At 52.7% G+C, this 20663-nt stretch carries 16 protein-coding genes; 3 read left to right on the top strand and 13 right to left on the bottom strand.

The window, feature by feature from the left end:
• Nucleotides 1-3: 3 nt before the first annotated feature.
• The 7 genes from QKW35_RS11490 to leuC form a co-directional block, all read right to left on the bottom strand.
• Complete coding sequence (locus tag QKW35_RS11490; protein ID WP_282353245.1) at nt 4-4137, bottom strand: FimV/HubP family polar landmark protein; 4134 nt, start codon at nt 4135-4137, stop codon at nt 4-6.
• A gap of 243 nt (nt 4138-4380) precedes the next feature.
• Nucleotides 4381-6102, bottom strand: coding sequence for a FimV/HubP family polar landmark protein (locus tag QKW35_RS11485; RefSeq protein WP_282353243.1), 1722 nt, complete (start codon nt 6100-6102; stop codon nt 4381-4383).
• A 170-nt stretch (nt 6103-6272) separates the two neighbouring features.
• Entirely contained in the window at nt 6273-7298 is a 1026-nt protein-coding gene (locus QKW35_RS11480) for an aspartate-semialdehyde dehydrogenase (RefSeq protein WP_282353242.1), read from the bottom strand.
• A gap of 109 nt (nt 7299-7407) precedes the next feature.
• Nucleotides 7408-8523: an aspartate-semialdehyde dehydrogenase gene (gene asd / locus QKW35_RS11475; protein WP_282353240.1), complete on the bottom strand. Its 1116-nt coding sequence runs from the start codon at nt 8521-8523 to the stop codon at nt 7408-7410.
• A 152-nt stretch (nt 8524-8675) separates the two neighbouring features.
• The gene (gene leuB / locus QKW35_RS11470; protein WP_282353238.1) at nt 8676-9758 is read right to left on the bottom strand and encodes a 3-isopropylmalate dehydrogenase; all 1083 of its coding nucleotides are present in this window, start codon (nt 9756-9758) and stop codon (nt 8676-8678) included.
• An 85-nt stretch (nt 9759-9843) separates the two neighbouring features.
• Nucleotides 9844-10491, bottom strand: coding sequence for a 3-isopropylmalate dehydratase small subunit (gene leuD, locus QKW35_RS11465; RefSeq protein WP_282353237.1), 648 nt, complete (start codon nt 10489-10491; stop codon nt 9844-9846).
• Nucleotides 10492-10507: 16 nt separating this feature from the next.
• Nucleotides 10508-11929 (bottom strand): 3-isopropylmalate dehydratase large subunit, encoded by a 1422-nt coding sequence (gene leuC / locus QKW35_RS11460; RefSeq protein ID WP_282353236.1) that lies wholly within the window; start codon nt 11927-11929, stop codon nt 10508-10510.
• A gap of 177 nt (nt 11930-12106) precedes the next feature.
• Here leuC and QKW35_RS11455 point away from each other — a divergent pair, with 177 nt between their 5' ends.
• The 3 genes from QKW35_RS11455 (at nt 12107) to phaC (ending at nt 15198) form a co-directional block, all read left to right on the top strand.
• A complete protein-coding gene (locus QKW35_RS11455; RefSeq protein ID WP_282353235.1) occupies nt 12107-12976 on the top strand; it encodes a LysR family transcriptional regulator in 870 nt (289 codons plus the stop codon).
• Nucleotides 12977-13137: 161 nt separating this feature from the next.
• On the top strand, nt 13138-14130 hold the full coding sequence (locus tag QKW35_RS11450) for a poly(R)-hydroxyalkanoic acid synthase subunit PhaE (RefSeq protein ID WP_282353233.1): 993 nt from the start codon (nt 13138-13140) through the stop codon (nt 14128-14130).
• Nucleotides 14131-14133: 3 nt separating this feature from the next.
• A complete protein-coding gene (gene phaC, locus QKW35_RS11445; protein WP_282353231.1) occupies nt 14134-15198 on the top strand; it encodes a class III poly(R)-hydroxyalkanoic acid synthase subunit PhaC in 1065 nt (354 codons plus the stop codon).
• A 196-nt stretch (nt 15199-15394) separates the two neighbouring features.
• Here the strand turns inward: phaC and phaR are convergent, their stop codons facing one another.
• The 6 genes from phaR to prmB form a co-directional block, all read right to left on the bottom strand.
• Nucleotides 15395-15886, bottom strand: a complete 492-nt coding sequence (gene phaR / locus QKW35_RS11440) for a polyhydroxyalkanoate synthesis repressor PhaR (RefSeq protein ID WP_282353229.1) — start codon at nt 15884-15886, stop codon at nt 15395-15397.
• Between the two features lie 47 nt (nt 15887-15933).
• Nucleotides 15934-16188 carry a DUF6489 family protein gene (locus QKW35_RS11435; RefSeq protein WP_282353228.1) on the bottom strand — a complete coding sequence of 85 codons (255 nt, stop codon included), beginning with the start codon at nt 16186-16188 and terminating at the stop codon, nt 15934-15936.
• Nucleotides 16189-16261: 73 nt separating this feature from the next.
• Complete coding sequence (locus QKW35_RS11430; protein WP_282353227.1) at nt 16262-17419, bottom strand: MFS transporter; 1158 nt, start codon at nt 17417-17419, stop codon at nt 16262-16264.
• Between the two features lie 83 nt (nt 17420-17502).
• Nucleotides 17503-18357 (bottom strand): polyamine aminopropyltransferase, encoded by an 855-nt coding sequence (gene speE, locus QKW35_RS11425; protein WP_282353226.1) that lies wholly within the window; start codon nt 18355-18357, stop codon nt 17503-17505.
• Between the two features lie 167 nt (nt 18358-18524).
• Nucleotides 18525-19616, bottom strand: a complete 1092-nt coding sequence (gene aroC / locus QKW35_RS11420) for a chorismate synthase (RefSeq protein WP_282353225.1) — start codon at nt 19614-19616, stop codon at nt 18525-18527.
• Nucleotides 19617-19687: 71 nt separating this feature from the next.
• Complete coding sequence (gene prmB, locus QKW35_RS11415; protein ID WP_282353224.1) at nt 19688-20602, bottom strand: 50S ribosomal protein L3 N(5)-glutamine methyltransferase; 915 nt, start codon at nt 20600-20602, stop codon at nt 19688-19690.
• Nucleotides 20603-20663: the final 61 nt, after the last annotated feature.

The following is a 20663-nucleotide window of genomic DNA, read 5'->3' as shown; positions in this document are numbered from 1 at the left end:
AGATTACTGCTTAATACTCTCCAGCAAGGCGGACGCCTCCTGCTTCTGCTTATCACTGCCGTCGCGAACGATCTCAGCAAGGATCTCCCGCGCACCTTCTCCATCTTCCATATCCATGTAGGCACGCGCCAGATCCAGCTTAGTTTCAACCTCATCGGCACTTTCCAGTAGAGACCAGCCATCAACTTCGGTCAGATCTTCCTCATCCGCACCGGTCTCTTCCAGCTCGATATCACTGTCACTGCCGTCCAGCAGAGACTGTAGCTCGCTATCCAGCTCTGCATCCAGGTCATGCGCGATGTTGGCGGTCAGCTCCTCCTCAACCGGGTTGGCTGGCACAGCCTTACCACCCAACTCATCCAGAGAGCGATCCAGAGCGGCCAGGTCTGCATCCAGGTCCGTACCAACATCTGGCAGATCCAGCGCTTCTGAAGATCCGTCTTCAAGACCGGCCATCATTTCAGCCAAATCCAGGTCGTCCAGATCCTCCAGACCTTCCAGCGCAGACTCTACTTCAGCAGGATCCTGTACTGCAGGGGCAGACTCCTCAGCTGGCAGCTCAACTTCCGGCTCAACCGATACTGGGACAGCGAAATCCAACTCAAGGTCGCTATCTACTGTTTCTGTATCAGCGGTAGCAACTTCATCCAGCAGGTCCGCGAGGTCCATATCACCCAGATCCAGATCTACGTCATCGAGGTTTTCTACCTCCAGCGGCGCCTCCAGCTCAGCAACGGCATCGGCCAGATCGGCTTCATCCGCGGTAACTGGTACCTGCTCTTCGGAAGCCTCAATGTCTGCTGTGTCCTGCACCTCTTCAGTGGCAGGCGCATCCAGATCGAGCGCATCCAGATCAATATCCTCCAGACCTACCGCATCGATCTCTGGTTTCGCATCCAGACCCAGTTCTGCCAACACATCATCCAGCGCATCACTTTCCGCTTCAGGCTGTTGTGTGATCTCTTCCAGCGCATCCTCAACATCAAACGCCGGATCAAGTTCAATTTCTGGTTCTGCTGCAGATTCCGGCTCTGGACCTTCAATCTCAGCTGCAGGCACCGCCTCTGGTGCACTCTTTTCACTAACCTCATTGAGGAGGGCCTCAACCTCGGCATCAAATGCGGTTTCGTCCTGCTCTTCAGTCAGCGCTTCCAGGTGCTCAGTGGCGTGTTCTGCAAGAGTTCCAGCTTCCAGTAGCGCATCCAGCTCATCCTCCCCGACTTCAGACCGCTCACCAGCAGCGTCCTCCTCAGCGAGGTTCAGATCTGCCAGCAGATCGTCATCATCCAGCTCAAGACTGGCCAGGATATGGTCCGCAGACTCCTCTGGCTCAGCAGCACTTTCTGTTATCTCTTCTTCATCACCCGACAGATCCAGAACAGGTTCTTCACCCGCCACCTCTGCCAGCAAAGTCTCAATATCATCTTCCGGTGCCAGCGCAGACTCTTCAGGTGCCTGAGCAACCTCTTCCTGGGCCTGAGAAAGCAACGCGTCCAGATCACCATCAGCGGCTTCAGCTGGCAGATCCTCATCGAGCGCAAGATCGGAAAGATCCTGTACCAGTGCATCAGCACCTGCTTCAGACACCCCTTCAGCTGTATCGATCTCAGCAAGAATATCGTCGATCGAATCAGCAGCTGTCTCGTTTGCAGCGCCCTCATCGGCAAACTCACCAGCGGCCACCTCCGCCAGCAGATCATCAATGCTACCGGCGGTGAGATCTGCATCCAGCTCCAGATCGAGATCATCCTCGCCCTGAGCAGCGTCTTCTTGCGCCAATGTACCGGATGCTTCTTCCTGCGCTACCGCTGATCCACTTTCAATGGAGAAGCTTTCGAGCAGATCATCAATACCTTCTTCAGACTGCTGTTCAGTTTCATCTGCGACCTGTTCGGTTTCGGCCAGCAATGCTTCCAGATCTGCATCCAGAACAGATTCATCCAGATCTGAACCAGCCTCAACCACATCATTCGCAACCGCTTCCAGATCGCCAGATGCCTGTGCCAGCAGCGCATCAATATCATCGACATCCAGATCTTCATCTACTTCAGATGCAGCATCCAAGTCACCCGAAGCCTGCGCCAGCAATGCGTCAATATCGTCAGCATCCACATCATCTGTCGTATCAGCCTGATCTGCCGAACCACCCACATTGAAGTCCAGTGCATCGTCGTCTGCGGATTGCGCATCCAGATCATCCAGTCCGATATCATCCAGCCCCAGATCTGCCAGCAAAGAATCATCACCGCCCGCTGACGGTGGCGTGAATTCAAGATCATCGTTACCCGAAAGGATGGCATCCAGATCATCAGCGTCTGAGCTTGCGGCCGCACCTGCTTCAGGCGCAAACTCCAGCTCTGCCCCATCGAAGTCGGATTCCAGATCCAATGAGCTGCCCACCAGATCGTCGCCCAGATCTTCTGCCAGCAGTTGCTCCAGCTCGGCGTCGTTTACGTCTTCTTCGATGACATCTGTGGTTGCAGTATCAGCCACATCACCTTCAATCTCAGTCTCATCCAGACCCAGATCAAACTCGTCATCTTCCAGCAGCGCATTGAGGTCTTCATCGGTTTCTTCCACCACCTCGTCAGATACAGCCGCATCCAGATCCAGATCCATGTCCAGATCAAGATCAAGATCGGTGAGGTCTTCCATATCGTCATCAACCGATACCTCGGAGATGTCGCCGGTGGCATCAGCCCCCTCTGCTACGGACGTTTCTTCCTCTGCGGCAACCGCATCAGCGGCTACCGCAGCCGCTGCACCCGCGGTGGCAGCGGCGGCCAGTTCACCAATATTTTCATCGCTATCTTCTTCAGCTGCTTTCTTCGCCTTACGACGGCGCAGGAACAAGATAACCAACACAGCTGCCAGAAGAGCAACCAAACCACCGCCAATACTTGCCAGCAGAATCGGATCTTCCATCAACTTCGCAATGAAACCCTTCTCTCGTTCCGCCAACTGGGCCTGCTGCTCACTGATCCGTTGTTCGAGCGCCTCAATGGTACGGTCTTTACTTACCTGCGAGTTTTGAACAGTAGACAACTGCTCCTGCATCATCGCCAGGCGGTCGTTCAGCATTTCATACTGTGCACGCTGGTCAGCAAGCTCGGTGTTAGTCTCTTCCAGTTCCTGCTCTAGTGCGACGCGCGCATCCTCAAGTTCCTGCAGCGCTTCCTGGTCTACGCCAACCTGCTCCGGTGCAACATCGCCTTCAGGCTTTTGCGCAACGATCAACGGCTTATCTGCTTCAACCACTGCAGGCTTATCAGCTTGAGGGGGCTTCTCTACTGTCGGTTTGGCCTTTACTGTTGCGACAAGCGGTTTCGCCGGCTGCTCCGACGTGGAAACCGGCTTATTGCGATTTTTCCATGCACGGTTTTGCCGCTGTACTTCTGCAGACGCTTGCTGCGGCGTCAGGGCATTGATCTCAGCCAAGGTTGGCAGATCAAGCACCACACCCGCCTTCATGCGGTTAATATTGCCGCCAACAAACGCATCTGGATTCTTCTTCAGCAGAGCCAGCGCCATCTGACTTTTGGTAACCGAGTCATCGGGGCGGTATTTATCCGCAATACTCCACAGCGAATCGTGCACATCCACAAATACCTGGGTCTTACGATCCATCTCGGTGCGGATATTCTGGACCGGCGCGACAGGCTTCACGGGAGTTACAGGAACGGTCGCGCGCGGCTGCGCCGGGATAACAGGCTGAGCAGCAAGACGCTGGCGTACCGGGTTGTAGACCGGCGGATCCAGGAGCAATGTGTACTCGCGGACCAGACGACCGTTCGGCCAGTTCAGCTCGACCAGAAAGTTCAGGAAAGGCTCTTTGATCGGGCCTGGGCTCGTAAGGCGGATACGCCCCTTCCCGTCAGGTCCAACAAAGACTTTAAAATTTACATCAGACAGGTAACGCTGCTTATCAATGCCCGCAAGCGCGTATTCATCGATATCTGCCATCCGCGGCTGAATCTGAAGGGGATTGAGCTTCCTGGCGTCCAGCAACTCTATCTCAGCATCAAGCGGCTCGTTCAAAGCCGAGTTGATCTTGATCTCTCCAAGGCCCAGCGCATAAGCATTCGACGTGCTCAGTATCCCTGCCAGAGCAAGGCTTACAGCGAGTTTGCGCAGCATCATCAGTTTCCTTGTTACTTATTCTCTGAAATTCTCGTAAAAATCATACAGTTGCAGACCCGAGAACATCGAGAAAGTATTATTTATATGGTGTAGCCGGGTCAAGTGACTCAACACAAACGGCCTGCTTACTCCCAAAACTCGGGAATCAGCAGCCGCCATGCTACAACGTTACACTATTGAACCCTACAAACGACCAACCACTAACATCCTTTTATCGGCCGACTTTTCAGGGAGTTAACATCAACTGCCGTTTAACTCGCGAATTTCTGCGAGTGTTGGCATCTCTAACACTTCTCCCACACGCATTTCGTTCATATTACCGTTCACAAATGCATGCGGATTTTTCTTAATAATTGCTTTGATCATCTGGCCGGCTGTAACCGACGCGTCCGGCAGGTGGTTCAGCGCAATGGTCCAGAGTGTCTCTTTTTTACCCACAACCAGCCGCTTAGGCCCTTCTGCCGCCCCACTGGCCTGAAGTTTTACCTTAGCTACAGTGGTTACAGACTCAGGTAAGCGTTTTGTAGATCCGAGGGAATCAGATTTAGCCGCAGCTGGCGACTCTGACACGCCCCCGGCCTGCCAATCAGATATCTGACGACGCACCTCTGCAGAAGCATCTTCCTTGCTCCATTGACGAAGATCTTTCGCTGTCGGCATCGTCAGCACCACCCCTTTGAGCATCCGGTTGATATTGCCATCAACAAAAGCATGTGGATTGCTCTTCACAATCGCCAACATCATCTGGCGCGTATTCACCTCAGGTCCAGTACGGTACTTGACCGCAATATCCCACAGCGTCTCTTTCGGTCCAACAACCACTTCCGGGGTACGCGAAGCAACACCGATGTCTCTCGATGCCATTTCACTGGACTCATTGAGCTTCTGGCGAACCTCACCAAGCGCTGCAGAGCGATCATAACGTTCCAGCTCGGCGACAGTCGGCAAACTAAGTACCGCATGCCCTTTTATTCGATTGATGTCACCACTCACAAAGGCTTGCGGATTTTTTTCATACAGGGCAAGCATCATCTGCTGATTGCTGAAATCACCTTGCGGACGGTGGCGGTTCGCAATATCCCACAATGTTTGTTTGCTGCTCACCACGACAGCTCCAGATGCCACAGAAGGGCTATTGTCAGACGCTGGCGCAACTGTCGCAGGCTTCGCCGCTTTTTGCGACAGCTGTGTTTCCTTATCGGCGAGAGGCTGCATCACCGCGGTCACGATTTCTTCGGGTGTTTCTTCGTTAACGTACACACGCTCCGAATCACGCACCAGAACCGGCTTGGTCATTTCAATGGGGTGAGAGTGCTCAACCACGTCTGTCGAGTGATCTTCCGCCTGCGCATCCAAAGAAGGCGTATCTACCACAGCCTCAGGTACAACATCCTGAACAACTGGCTTGACTGGCTTACGCTCCGCCAGCGCCAATGGACGCTCAGCACCAACCGGCGCACTCTGCATCGCTTGCAACACTGGTTTTTCTTCCGGAACCGGCGAGGCGGCAACTTGCTCCCCTTGCGGAACATAGACTGGCGCTACCGCAGATGCCGTTTCAACTACCACCGATTCTAGAGCCTTTAGGTTTGATGCAGCTACCGGCGTAGATTTCACCTCACCTTTTAACAGTGCGGTGTATTCGCGCAACAGCCTGCCCTGGGGCCAGTTAACTTCCAACAGGAAGCTCAGAAAAGATTGATTGATCGGCTGATCAGATACTAGACGTAGCGTTGCGGACTTATCTTTCTCGATCGCCACAAAGAAACGGACGCCGGAGAGGTAGCGCTTATTGTCGAGCCCGGAAAGCGCCAAATCATCCACGCCTGCAAACCGCGGCCGGATTTCATCAGCGCTGAGCCCTTCAACATCTAACAGCTGAATCTCTGCATCTAACGGCTGACCTGCTTCGGAATATACATGCAATGCCCCCAGGTCCAATGCCTGAGCAGGGGAAGCCACTAAACTTCCTGCACATACAAGACTGGTAACCAGCTTGCGCAAACTCGTCCTTCCTGTGTGATCCATAAAATTAAAACGGGAGTTTGATTTGCTCCTGAATTGCCTCCAATCCTAACCCAAGCAGCCACTAGAGACCACCAGACTCCCAGAAATCACTTGATGTTTTTGCTCTAGAGATATTGCTGGATCAAGAGTTCTGCAATCTGAATGCTGTTTAGCGCTGCACCTTTTCGCACATTGTCGGACACAACCCACATATTGATCCCACTTGGGGAAGAGATATCTTCACGAATGCGGCTGACAAAAACGTCATCCTTACCAACACCGTCGGTCACCGGTGTAGCAAAACCGCCCTCATCTTCCGGTTCATCAACGACCTCGACACCCGGCATTACCTCCAGCAGCTCTCGCACATCCTGCGCCGAAATTGGCTCACGGGTTTCCACATGCAGCGACTCCGAGTGACCAAAGAAGACCGGCACACGCACACAGGTCGGATTCACACGAACACTTTCATCACCCAGAATCTTCTGGGTTTCCAGCACCATCTTCATCTCTTCGCGGGTATAACCGTTATCCTGCATCGCGTCGATCTGGGGCAATACGTTGAACGTAATCTGTTTAGGATAAACGTCAGGATCAATACTTAATCCGTTCAGCAGGCGCGCCGTCTGACCTGCCAACTCTTCTACCGCCTTACGCCCAGAACCGGAAACAGCCTGATAGGTAGAAACATTGATTCGATCAATGCCCACCTGACGGTGAATCGGTGCCAGCGCCATCAGCATCTGAATGGTTGAACAGTTAGGGTTCGCTATAATACCGCGGTTACGGTACTCCCCCACCATCTCCGGGTTTACTTCCGGGATCACCAGAGGGATATCCGGGTCGTAACGGAAGCAGGAAGTATTATCGATCACAACACAGCCCGCATCGGCAGCGATCGGCGCGTATTGCATAGAGACATCACTACCGGCAGAAAACAGAACGATCTCTACCTGGGAAAAATCAAAGTTCTCCAGCAACCCGACTTTATGTGACTTGTCACGAAATTGCAGAGACTTACCCGCAGAACGCTCGCCTGCCAACAGAAACAGCTCGCCTACCGGAAAATCACGCTGTTCTAGTATCTCCAGCATCGCTTCGCCCACCAGCCCGGTAGCACCAACAATCGCAACGTTAAATGTTCTTTCCACTTCTAACCCCGAAAAATCAGCCCAGAAACAAATCAGCCCGAACAATGTCGGGCTGTATATTAGTAAAGACTGGCGCGAACACCAGCCTTCTATTTTTTATGCGTGCGCATCAGTCTTCCAGCAGGATTCGCAGCATACGACGCAGAGGCTCTGCAGCGCCCCACAACAGCTGGTCACCTACGCTGAACGCATTCAGGAACTCGTCACCCAGGTTCATCTTACGCAGACGACCGACAGGGATGCTCAGAGTACCGGTCACTTTTGCAGGCGTCAGCTCAGCAGCAGTAATATCACGATCGTTCGGGATCACCTTAACCCAGTCGTTCGCTTCAGCGATCATGCCTTCAATCTCGTCCATAGGCAGGTTCTGCTTCAGCTTGATGGTAAACGCCTGGCTGTGACAACGCATCGCGCCGATACGCACGCAGGTACCGTCGATTGGGATTGGGCTATCACCCAGACCCAGAATCTTGTTGGTTTCAGCAAACGCTTTCCACTCTTCACGGCTCTGACCGTTGTCCAGCTTGGTATCGATCCAAGGGATCAGGGAACCCGCCAGCGGTACGCCAAAGTTATCAACCGGCATCGCATCACTACGGATAGTTTCTGCAACCTGTCGGTCGATATCCAGAATAGCGGACGCCGGGTTTGCCAGATCGTCAGCAACGGAGTCTCGAATGATGCCCATCTGGGAGATCAGCTCACGCATGTGACGCGCACCGCCACCGGAAGCCGCCTGATACGTCATGGAGGTCATCCATTCGATGTGACCTGCATTGAATAGACCACCCAGGCCCATCAGCATCAGGGAAACAGTGCAGTTACCACCAACGTAAGTCTTGATACCGCTGGACAGCCCGTCTTTGATGACATTCATGTTTACCGGATCCAGAACGATGATCGCTTCATCATCCATACGCAGGGAAGATGCCGCATCGATCCAGTAGCCGTTCCAACCCGCTTCACGCAGTGCGCCGTAAACCTGTTTTGTGTAGTCACCACCCTGACAGGAAATAATGGCATCCATCTGTTTCAGCTCTTCAATGGATGTCGCATCTTTCAGTGCTGGAATATCTTTACCAATATCCGGTCCAGCCTGCCCTACCTGGGATGTGGTGAAGAAGACCGGTTCTTCGATATGATCGAAATCACGCTCTTCCATCATGCGTTGCATCAGCACGGAACCCACCATTCCACGCCAGCCAACAAAACCTACACGTTTCATCTGTTTCACCAAAAACTCGGATTGTTCTCAAAATAACAAATCGGCCCCTGCTACCTGCAGAGGCCGATAGATACTGCCGTTTAAAGCAGCGCATCATTATGCAACAAATAGCGCTTTCAGGCTATCCGTCTTTCTGCGCAATCCCTGATAAATCAGGCCTTAAGCGCAGCAACTACAGCATCACCCATTTCGGATGTGCTGACTTTCTGCATACCTTCAGACCAGATATCTGCAGTACGCAGGTTCTGATCCAGTACGGAGCTTACTGCCGCTTCGATACGATCCGCAGTCTCACCTGCATTCAGGGAGTAACGCAGCATCATTGCAGCAGACAGAATGGTTGCCAGCGGGTTAGCGATACCCTGACCTGCGATATCTGGCGCAGAACCGTGGCACGGCTCGTACATACCTTTACCGTCTTCGTCCAGAGACGCAGATGGCAGCATACCAATCGAACCAGTCAGCATTGCAGCAGCGTCAGACAAAATATCACCGAACATGTTGCCGGTTACCATTACGTCGAACTGCTTAGGTGCGCGCACCAGCTGCATCGCCGCGTTGTCCACGTACATGTGGCTCAGCTCAACTTCAGGATATTCTTTCGCCAGATCATCCATAATTTCACGCCACAGCACGGTTACTTCCAGTACGTTGGCTTTATCGACGGAACACAGACGCTTACCGCGGGCCATCGCAGCCTCGAATGCTACACGACCGATACGACGGATTTCTTTCTCATCGTAAACGTAGGTGTTGTAGCCCTCGCGAATGCCGCCCTCTTTCTCACGCACACCACGCGGCTGACCGAAGTAGATACCACCGGTCAGTTCACGCACGATCAGGATATCCAGACCAGCTACGACTTCAGGTTTCAGGGTAGACGCGTCCGCCAGCTGCGGGTACAGGATTGCAGGACGCAGGTTGCCGAACAGACCCAGGTTAGAGCGAATACCCAGCAACCCCTTCTCAGGACGGATCTGGAAATCAGGGTTGGTATCCCACTTAGGACCACCTACCGCACCCAGCAAGATCGCATCAGCCGCTTTTGCTGCATCCAGGGTTGCTTCAGGCAGCGGCACACCGTCTGCATCGATTGCAGCACCACCTACCAGCGCTTCGTTCAGCTCCAGACCCAGGCTGTCCTGCTCATTAACCAGCTCCAGCACGCGACGTGCTTCAGCAACAATCTCAGGACCGATGCCATCACCTGGCAGAATCAATACGTTCTTAGACATTTGTAAACCTTTCCCTAACCCCGAGCCGTTCATCCCGGGGCGTTAATTCGGCAAGACTCCCACCACAGGGACGGGAGCCGGAATTTTATTTGATTGCGTCAAACAGCCATGGAGACTGCTGGCGAGCTTTCGCTTCGTACGCCTTTATCTCATCAGCATATTGCAGCGTAAGACCGATATCGTCCAGACCATTCAGCAGACAGTGCTTGCGGAATTCATCCACCTCGAACGCCATCTCGGCACCGGACGGTGTCACTACAACCTGACTTTCCAGGTCGACAGTCAGCTCATAACCTTCATTCGCTTCCACTTCCTTGAACAGCTGATCCACCTGCTCATCACTCAGCACGATCGGCAGCAAGCCGTTTTTGAAACAGTTATTGAAGAAGATCTCAGCAAAGCTTGGTGCGATAACCACGCGAATACCGAAGTCTTCCAACGCCCAAGGTGCGTGCTCACGACTGGAACCACAGCCAAAGTTTTCACGCGCCAACAGAATGCTGGTGCCGTTGTAGCGCGGCTTGTTCAGCACAAACTCTTCATTCAATGGACGACCGCTGCAATCCTGATCCGGCTGACCTTCATCCAGGTAACGCAGCTCATCAAACAGGTTCGGGCCAAAGCCTGAACGCTTGATCGACTTCAAAAACTGCTTAGGGATGATCATATCAGTATCAACGTTGGCGCGATCCAGAGGAGCCGCGATACCGGTCATTTTGGTAAATTTTTTCATTATCGCTCTCCAGTCCTTACTGCTTAACAAATTCGCGCACGTCAACGAAGTGACCTGCAATTGCCGCCGCTGCCGCCATCGCCGGGCTCACCAGGTGAGTACGACCACCAAAGCCCTGACGACCTTCGAAGTTACGGTTGGAGGTAGATGCACAGTGCTCACCCGCACCCAGCTTGTCCGGGTTCATTGCCAGACACATGGAGCACCCCGGCTCACGCCATTCCAGGCCCGCTTCGGTAAAGATCTTGTCCAAACCTTCCGCTTCCGCCTGCTCTTTCACCAGACCGGAACCCGGCACCACCAGGGCTTGGATGATGGTATCCGCAACCTTGCGGCCTTTCACAACTTCCGCCGCAGAGCGCAGGTCTTCGATACGGGAGTTGGTGCAGGAGCCTATAAACACACGATCCAGCTTGATATCGGTGATCTTCTGATCTGCGCTCAAGCCCATGTACGCCAAAGCACGGTTAATACCGTCCACCTTAACCTGATCGGATTCGTTTGCCGGGTTTGGCACAGTATCATTAACGCTTACCACCATCTCTGGAGATGTACCCCAGGTTACCTGCGGTTCGATGTCGGCACCGTTGATCACAACGACTTCATCGAACTCTGCATCGTCGTCGGATACCAGATTTTTCCACGCTTCAACCGCCTGATCCCACTGTTCACCCTTAGGTGCGTATGTACGACCGTTTACGTAATCCAGCGTAATCTGGTCAACTGATACCAGACCAACACGCGCACCCGCTTCGATCGCCATGTTGCAGACGGTCATACGACCTTCCATCGACATGTTGCGGAATACATCGCCGCCGAACTCGATCGCGTAACCGGTACCACCAGCCGTACCGATCAAGCCGATAACATGCAGCACTACATCTTTAGGGGTGACACCTGGGCCCAGCTCACCATCAACACGCACCAGCATGTTCTTCATCTTCTTGGTGATCAGACACTGGGTTGCCAGTACGTGCTCAACCTCGGAGGTACCTACGCCGTGTGCCAATGCACCCAGCGCACCCAGAGTCGCGGTGTGGGAATCACCACATACGGCAGTTACGCCCGGCAGGATTGCCCCCTGCTCTGGCGCCATCACGTGAACGATACCCTGACGCTGATCGTTCATCTTGAACTCCAGGATGCCGAACTCATCACAGTTCGCATCCAGTGTTTTTACCTGAATCTTGGAAACCGGGTCTTTGATCTCATCAACGCCGCCGGAGCGTTCAGTGGTAGGCACGTTGTGATCTGGCGTTGCGATGTTCGCATCGATACGCCAAGGCTGACGACCCGCCAGTCGCAGACCTTCAAACGCCTGCGGAGAAGTTACCTCGTGCAGTACCTGACGGTCGATGTAAATCAAAGAGCTACCGTCATCGTTCTGACGCACCAAATGCGCCTCGAAGAGTTTGTCGTAAAGGGTCTTGCCAGCCATTGTGAATTCCTCACTTTTCTTATTTCAGACAGCCGCCCCGGCTCACGTTTATGGGCGTCTCTCCATTTGATGAATCCATCCTAGAACACCCTTTCAAACAACACAAATTCATATTTTTTATTCATTGAATTCCATATAGGAATAGAAAACAATGGAGATATCTCTGGAGGAATTTTGATGGATACCAACACCCTGCAGGCCTTTGTAGCCGTCGCCAATACCGAGTCATTTTCCAAGGCCGCCAACCAACTTTTCCTAACCCAGTCCGCTATCAGTAAACGAGTGGCTCTACTGGAAGACCAACTGGATAGCCGTCTGTTTGACCGTATCGGCCGCCGCGTTTCACTCACTGAGGCCGGTCAAGCTTTGCTACCTCGCGCGCACCAGATCCTTATGGAACTGGAAGACGCACGCCGCGCTATCAGCAACTTGTCAGGCGAGGTGACCGGCACCCTGTCGCTCGCGGCGAGTCATCACATCAGCCTGCACCGACTACCACCTGTGCTGCGCGCATTCAGCGCACGCTACCCAAAGGTGCAATTGGATCTTCGATTTGATGAATCTGAAGTCGCCTACGAAGGCGTTCTGCGTGGCGATCTTGAACTGGCCCTGATTACGCTTTCCCTATCGCCGGACAAAAGCATCAAATCAATTCCAATCTGGCAGGATGTTTTGTGCTACGTAGTGTCCCGTGACCACCCACTAGCGGATAAGGACCAGGTAAGTCTCGCGGAGCTGACCCAGTACACAGCGATACTGCCGGATCAAAACACCTTTACCCGCGAGCTGGTCGAGCAGCTCTTTGCGCGTCACGGCCTGCAACTAAATGCAGGCATGTCGACCAATTATCTGGATACAATCCGCATGATGGTGACGATCGGTTTGGGCTGGAGCCTACTGCCCGAATCCCTGGTCAGAGATGACCTAAAAGCACTACCCGTCGATGCAGAGCCCGTGCAACGTCAACTTGGTGTAATTCACCACCGCGATCGAACGCTATCCAACGCTGCACGACATCTTGTTGAAATGCTTCCTGTCGCAAAATAGCGCATGGGCAGACAGGTGTAAGTTACAGTTCAGTTGTAATAGTATTTCTAATGTTTGTTAGGCTTTGCTGATTATAGGGATCAGTAGCTTTAATCAGCGACAAGCGAATTGCCGACTCGCCCAGCGCGCGAGCGATGGCACCATCGAAGGAGACCACAGCCGTGTCAGACAACCTGAATCAACAGATGAATGACTGGCTTGAAGCCCAGAAAGCCTACTGGCAGGCACTGGGCGAAAGTGCAGAAGAGCTGAAAAACCCGGAAGGCTGGCAGGAGTTTATTAAACGCTATCAGTCCACCGCCGGCGAAGCCCTGCCACTGCAATTTTCCCAACTGATGGATGTACTCAGCGCACAATCCCACAACTTTAACGAGTACGGCGAAGAACTGATTCGACACTTTCGCAACAGCGGCTCCGAGCAACAGATAGAGTCAGCGGTTTCCGAGTTCCAGAAATATATGCAGAAACAGACCACTGACCTGTTAATGCGACAGTGGCAACTACCAGAGCACGTTGCAGCACTTTTCAAAACCCACAGTTTCCACGACGACCTGTTGTTCGAGAATCCGTTTATCAGTGGCGTTAAAAGCCTGCTCGAAACACCGGTAGTTGGTTCTAATCCAGAGCTGCAAGCAAACAGTCGCGAGGCGATCCGTCTACTACTCGAATACCAGGAAGCGCTGTCAGACTACATTCGCCACTACAGTGAAATTAATCAGGAAGCCGGTCGCCGCATGACCCACCAACTGGCAGAGCGCGATGGCGAAATCGACACTCTGCAGCAACTGCACAATGCATGGGTGGAATGTTACGAGTCAGCCTACTCCGACACGGTATTTACCGACGACTACCAAAAAGCTCACGGCCGCATCAGCAACGCCCTGATGTCATTGCGCAACTTTTCGCAAAACATACGTGACATTTATTTTCAGTCGGTCGGCCTGGCAACACGCAAAGGACTGGATACCGCACTTCAGCGACAACAGCAGCTACGCAAAGAGATGCGACAAACCCGCCGCCAGATAAGTGCGCTCAATGACAGTGTTGCCGAGATACATAATCAGGCACTGTTCGACCTGATCCAGGATATGCGCAGCGAAATCACCTCGCTTAAAAAAGAGGTCGCCGCCCTGAAAAAGAAAACGAAGGAGTAAATGATGGACACACTGCACCTAAAACCTGGCAAAGTTGCCGAGGAGCTGCTTGAGTTCAACCACAAACTCCTGAAAAGCTACACCACACTACAAAAACTGAAAGAGGTGGATGTCGGCCAGACACCCAAGGAAGAGGTGTACCGGGAGGATAAACTCCGTCTTTACCGCTACGCACCGATTGGAGCACCTGCCAACACCACCCCCCTTCTGATCTGTTACGCACTGGTCAACCGTCCTTATATGATCGACCTGGAGCCTGATCGCTCTATCCTGCTCCGCTTGCTTGAGCAAGGACAGGAAGTCTACGTTATCGACTGGGGCTACCCTGATGCCGCAGACCGCTACCTGGACCTTGACGACTACATCAACGAATACCTCAACAACTGTGTAGATCGCGTACGCGAGCTCAGCAACCAAGATCAGATCAACCTGCTTGGCATCTGCCAGGGTGGCACCTTCAGCCTCTGCTACACCGCGTTGAATCCGGAAAAAATCAAAAACCTGATCACCATGGTAACTCCGGTTGACTTCCACACCCCGGACAACCTGTTGACCCATCTAGCCAAGTCAGTCGATACCGATCTGGCCGTCGAAACCTACGGCAACATTCCAGGCAGCATGCTCAACGATTCCTATAACTCTTTGATGCCAATGCGTCTTGGCGTACAGAAAAACTTAGGAATGCCCAATCAGCTTGAAAACGAAGAGAGCGCTTTGAGCTTCCTGCGTATGGAGAAATGGATCTACGACAGTCCCGATCAGGCGGGTGAAGCTTTCCGCCAGTTTGTGAAGCAGTTCTTTCAAGAGAACAAACTGATTAAAGGCGAGGCACTCATCGGCGGACTGCAGGTCAATCTGAACCGAATCACCCACCCCATTCTGAATATTTATGGCAGCTTCGATCACCTGGTGCCACCAGCCTCCTCAATCGCACTGAAAGATAATGTCAGTAGCGACGATTACGAAGAGTTGGAAGTGCGCGGCGGGCATATCGGCGTATTTGTCTCCGGCAAGGCACAGACAGTCGTTGCGCCCAAGATCGTCAAGTGGCTTAGCGCCCACGATTGAGCTTTAGCCAGAATAAGGCCACCACACATCCCATAGAGATTGGGCGCACATGCACCCGCAGACTTAATCACAACAGACAGATACAGAAACGCGCCCTGTGAAGACTGGCTGAAATGATTAAAGCCAAGCTTCCGGACGCGTTAGAGATCATAGAGATTCGAAGCTTTTTACTGCCGAGCTTCCTTCTCTAAGCTGGTTACTTATCCTGTTCTTTTTCAGGCTCAGGATTAGCACCTGGAGGAGCTGGAGGCGTTTCACCCCCCTTTTCCGGTGTGAACATACCGCCCCACATCGCCATATTCTGATCAGCGATCCGGTTCATCATGGTGAGCGGGTTTGCAGCACCCATCATGGTCTGCATCTGCTCACGGATACGCTCCTGATGTTCCAGGAACGCAGCAATACTCTGTTCAAGGTACTGACTCATCATGCCTTGCATACTGTCACCGTAGAAACGGATCAGTTGCTGCAGTACCTGATTGGTCAGCAGGGTTCCATGCCCTTGAGCTTCCTGCTCACTGATGATCTGCAATAAAATATTACGCGTCAGGTCAGCACCCGTTTTGGAGTCCTGAACCTGAAAGGCTTCGCCGTTGAGCACCAGCTGCTTCACATCTTCCAGTGTGACGTAACAGCTACGTGACGTGTCATAAAGACGACGGTTTGTATACTTTCTTAAGATACGCAAAGCAGTTCTCTCTCTTCCGTAGACCACCCGATCCCTGAGGCATAAGACTATTCGGAATTTTTCCCGCCGCTGTACGGACTAGTCATCATGCTCAGCATCATTTTTTGCAGCGCTTCCATGGAGCCGACACCACTTGAAAGGTATGGCTTGAACAATGTCAGAGGATCATAACCGTCAACGCCAGCGTCCATCTGCTCGCGAATCCGATTTATCATATCCTCATGAAATCCTTCAACATCTGGCAGACCGAGAACCTTACGCAGCTCTTCGGGTGACATATCGATATCAATCTTGAATTTCATCCCGACTCCTTGATGCCACTTTTATTTGTTATCACTTCTAATACTATACAAACTGCACTGCAAAACAACTCAATTACGGACTTTGCTGCACTTTTTCCGGCCTGATCCAGACCCATGCCAACACAATTGCAATTGCCGCTGCAAAGGCCGAAATTGCAAACGTAGATGTGCTACCAATCTCTTCCCAAAGAAAACCACTGACAACCGCACCTAATGCGCCACCAGCACCAAAGCCAAAACTGGAGAAAAGCGCCTGACCCTGCCCATGGGTTCGATCGTTAAAGTAATGGTGCACGAGCGCAATACCAACGGCATGCAATGTCCCGAAGGTTGCAGCATGGAGCGTTTGCGCAGCCAACATTAAGACCAAGTGATCGGGCCATATCCCGATCATGAGCCAGCGCAGGACACACAACATCAAACTCACAATCATGATAATGCGTAAACCAAAGCGCTGAATCAGGCTATGCATGAAAACAAAGATCACCACCTCCGCCACCACACCGATCGACCAGAGAATACCAATCTCCCTGCGCGCGTACCCGACGGACTCCATCAGTACGCTGTAGAAGGTGTAATAGACACCGTGACTAAACTGCACAAGAAAGCAGATGGCAAAAAACGCCACCACCTGCGGCCGCAGCAAAAGCGTTATAAAACCATCACCGTTATCGCGCTGTACCGCCTCTTGTTCGGGCACTGGAACAAACAACGCGTTCAGCCAGATCATCACCATGATGGCCAGCATGATCGCAGGCAACCACCGCACACTGACCCAGTCAAACAACCATCCCACCAGCAACACCGCGGCGATAAACCCGATGGAACCCCACAGCCGGATTCGACTGTAGCGGTCTCTTTCCTCCCCCAGATGCCCAAGCGTGATGACCTCAAACTGGGGCAACACCGCGTTCCAGAAAAAGCTGAAGCCCAACATAACCAAACCGATCCCCAGCGCATCTTCCTGCCAGAAGATCAGCACAAATACCAGACAGGTAACCAACGATCCCATCTGCACAATTCGCAGACGCTGTCCGGTTCTGTCTGCCAGCCAGCCCCAGATGTTAGGCGCAACGATGCGTGTGCCATGCAGTAACCCCATCAATATGCCGATGGTCTCTGCGCCAAAGCCGTAAGATTTGAGATACAAGCTCCAGTAGGGAACCAGTGCACCCAACAATGCAAAATAAAAAAAGTAGAACCCGGATAACCGGACGTACGGCAGACCCACACACGACTCCAAACAAAACCGGTAACAGACACCCGCAAAAAAGCCGGCATAATGCCGGCTTTTCGTAACAGAGGATCACCTTGTCAGGCGTCTTCCAGAGCATCCAGCACAAACTGCGGCAGCGCAAAGGCACCCGCATGAACAGCTGGATTATAGTAACGGGTTTTCATACCACTTGCCGCAAAACGCTCCTGCAGCACGTCGACTGGAACCTGTCGCAGTGCATCGTTATCGGAACCCCACGCCAGGGTCATCACACCACCCACGTACGTTGGTACCGCTGCAGCGTAGAACGTCTGATCTGCAAAGTACGGGCTCAGACGACGGCGAGTAGTTACCACCTCATCCACCTGCATGTACGCAACACCATTCTGCGCAACAAAGATACCACCGTCGTTCAGGCGGTTTTTACAGCCTTGATAGAAATCGCTGGAAAACAGGACTTCGCCTGGCCCCACAGGATCGGTACAGTCCGAGATGATCACGTCGTACTTTTCACCGTCCTGCTGTACGTAGTCCATACCGTCAGCAATCACGATCTTCGCACGCGGATCATCGAATGCGCCCGCAGAGTGCCCCGGTAGGTACTCTTTGCACATATCAATAACAGCCTGATCGATCTCTACTTGGGTTACCTGCTCCACTTCCGGGTGTTTCAGCACTTCACGCAGGATACCGCCGTCACCACCCCCAATGATCAGCACCTTTTTCGCATTGCCGTGTGCAAACAGCGGCACGTGCGTCAGCATCTCGTGGTAAACGAACTCATCTTTTTCTGTTGTCTGAATGATGCCATCCAGCGCCATGACCGTACCGAAAAAGCGGTTACGGAAGATAATCAGGTGCCAGGAATCCGTCTGCTGCTCAAACAGGACTTCATCAATCTCAAAGCTCTGGCCGTAACCATCGTATAGTTTTTCAGTGTACAAAGTTGTCATCGTCTTATATTCACCATCTTCGTGCACCAGCTGGATCACAGCTGCACAAAAAAAGCGTTCAGACCACGATTGTGGCCCACCTTAAATACGCAATATGCCCGACTATAAAGCCGGGCATATCTGGACTGTAGCAAAAGGCTACAGAACTTACCTAAGTAAGAATCTATTTATCTGATTACCGGCAGATCAGAGTCTACATCGGCGTTTTGACCACGGTTGCGCAGATAGTGATCCATCAGAACAATCGCCATCATCGCTTCAGCGATCGGCGTGGCACGAATGCCTACACATGGATCGTGACGCCCTTTGGTCACCACTTCAATCTCTTCACCCCGGGCATTAATGCTTCGACCTGGCAGACGCAGGCTGGAGGTAGGCTTCAGTGCAATGTGTGCAATGATGTCCTGACCGGTGGAGATACCACCAAGAATGCCACCCGCATGGTTAGACTGAAAGCCTTCCGGCGTCATTTCGTCGCGGTGCTCAGTACCCTTCTGCGCAACAACGTCAAAACCATCACCGATCTCAACACCCTTAACGGCGTTAATGCTCATCAGCGCATGCGCCAGATCCGCATCCAGGCGATCAAAGATCGGCTCACCCAGCCCCACCGGAGCACCACTGGCGACAACGGAGATCTTCGCACCCACAGAGTTACCCTCTTTACGCAGGGCATCCATGTATTCCGCCATCTCTTCCGCTTTCTTCGCATCCGGCGAGAAGAATGGGTTGTTGTTCACTTCGCTCCAATCGAAGTTTTCCATATCGATCGCCACCGGCCCAAGCTGGGACAGGTAACCGCGTACCTCAACACCCTTGGACGCCAGGAATTTCTTTGCAATTGCACCTGCCGCCACACGCATTGCGGTTTCACGGGCAGAGGAACGGCCACCGCCACGGTAATCACGGAAGCCGTATTTGTGCGAGTACACGTAGTCCGCGTGGGCCGGACGAAAGGTCTCGGCAATATTGGAATAATCCTTGGAGCGCTGATCGGTATTCTTGATCAACAAACCGATGGAGGTACCGGTAGTTTTACCTTCAAAAACGCCGGACAGGATTTCAACAATATCGTCTTCGCGGCGCTGCGTGGTATGACGGGAGGTGCCCGGCTTACGACGGTCCAGATCGACCTGCAGATCCTCGACACTCAGCTCGATGCCAGGAGGGCAACCATCAACAATACAACCCAGTGCCGGGCCGTGACTCTCACCGAAGGTGGTCACTGTAAAGAGTTTTCCGAAGCTATTTCCTGACATCGTTCTTATCCACTTAACTTAATACCAACTGATACATCGCATCAGTTTAACAGAGGCTTTTCTTGCCTCGCTCAAATTTCTTCCCGGTGCGCTTTCAGATCTGCGGCAGAGATCGCAAATACGCCGTTACCACCCTGTTCCAGCTCCAGCCAGATCAGCGGTAACTGCGGATACTGCTCTGCCAGATGCACTTCGCTATTGCCCACCTCAACGATCAGCAAACCATCGTCGGCCAAATAGTCGTTGGCTTCGCGCAAAATACGCTTGGTGATATCCAGACCATCAGGACCAGAACCCAGCGCCATCTCAGGCTCATGACCGTATTCCTCTGGCATGGACGCCAGATCTTCAGCATCCACATACGGCGGATTGGAGACGATCAGATCATATTTTTCGCCCTGCAATGCATCGAACAGATCACTGTGGCGCGGAATCACGCGGGATTCCAAGCCATGACGCGCCACGTTAATGCTCGCCACATCCAACGCATCCTCGGACAGATCTGCCAAATCCACATCGGATTCAGGGAACGCGTAGGCACAGGCGATACCGATACAACCGCTACCGGTGCAGAGATCCAGAATACGGTGAACGGGTCCTTCACGTAGCATTGGCGCAAAGTGATTATCAATCAACTCAGCAATGGGAGAACGCGGCACCAAGACCCGTTCGTCCACGTAGAACGGTATGCCCGCGAACCAGGCTTCGTTGGTCAAATACGGCAGCGGCATACGCGCATGCACACGCTGTTCGATGAACAACAGCACACGATCCTTCTCAGTCCCGGTCAGACGCGCATCCAGAACAGTGCTGTCTGCATCCCAAGGCAAGTGCAACGCACTCAACACCAGATGAACAGCTTCGTCCCAAGCATTATCGGTGCCATGTCCGAAAAACACATCGTACTCACCGAAGTTACTCATACACCAGCGGATGTAATCGCGGATTGTATGCAGTTCCTGTTTAATCTGGTCTTGATAGTTCATCGTTACTCACCGGATAATATCGCCCCTCTAAGGGTCCTAGGAAGTATGCTTGCAGCCTCCC

Origin of the sequence: Pontibacterium granulatum, assembly GCF_029961155.1 — a bacterium.
GTDB classification, from domain to species: domain Bacteria; phylum Pseudomonadota; class Gammaproteobacteria; order Pseudomonadales; family Balneatricaceae; genus Pontibacterium; species Pontibacterium granulatum.
This window is presented reverse-complemented; position numbering and strand designations above follow the sequence as displayed.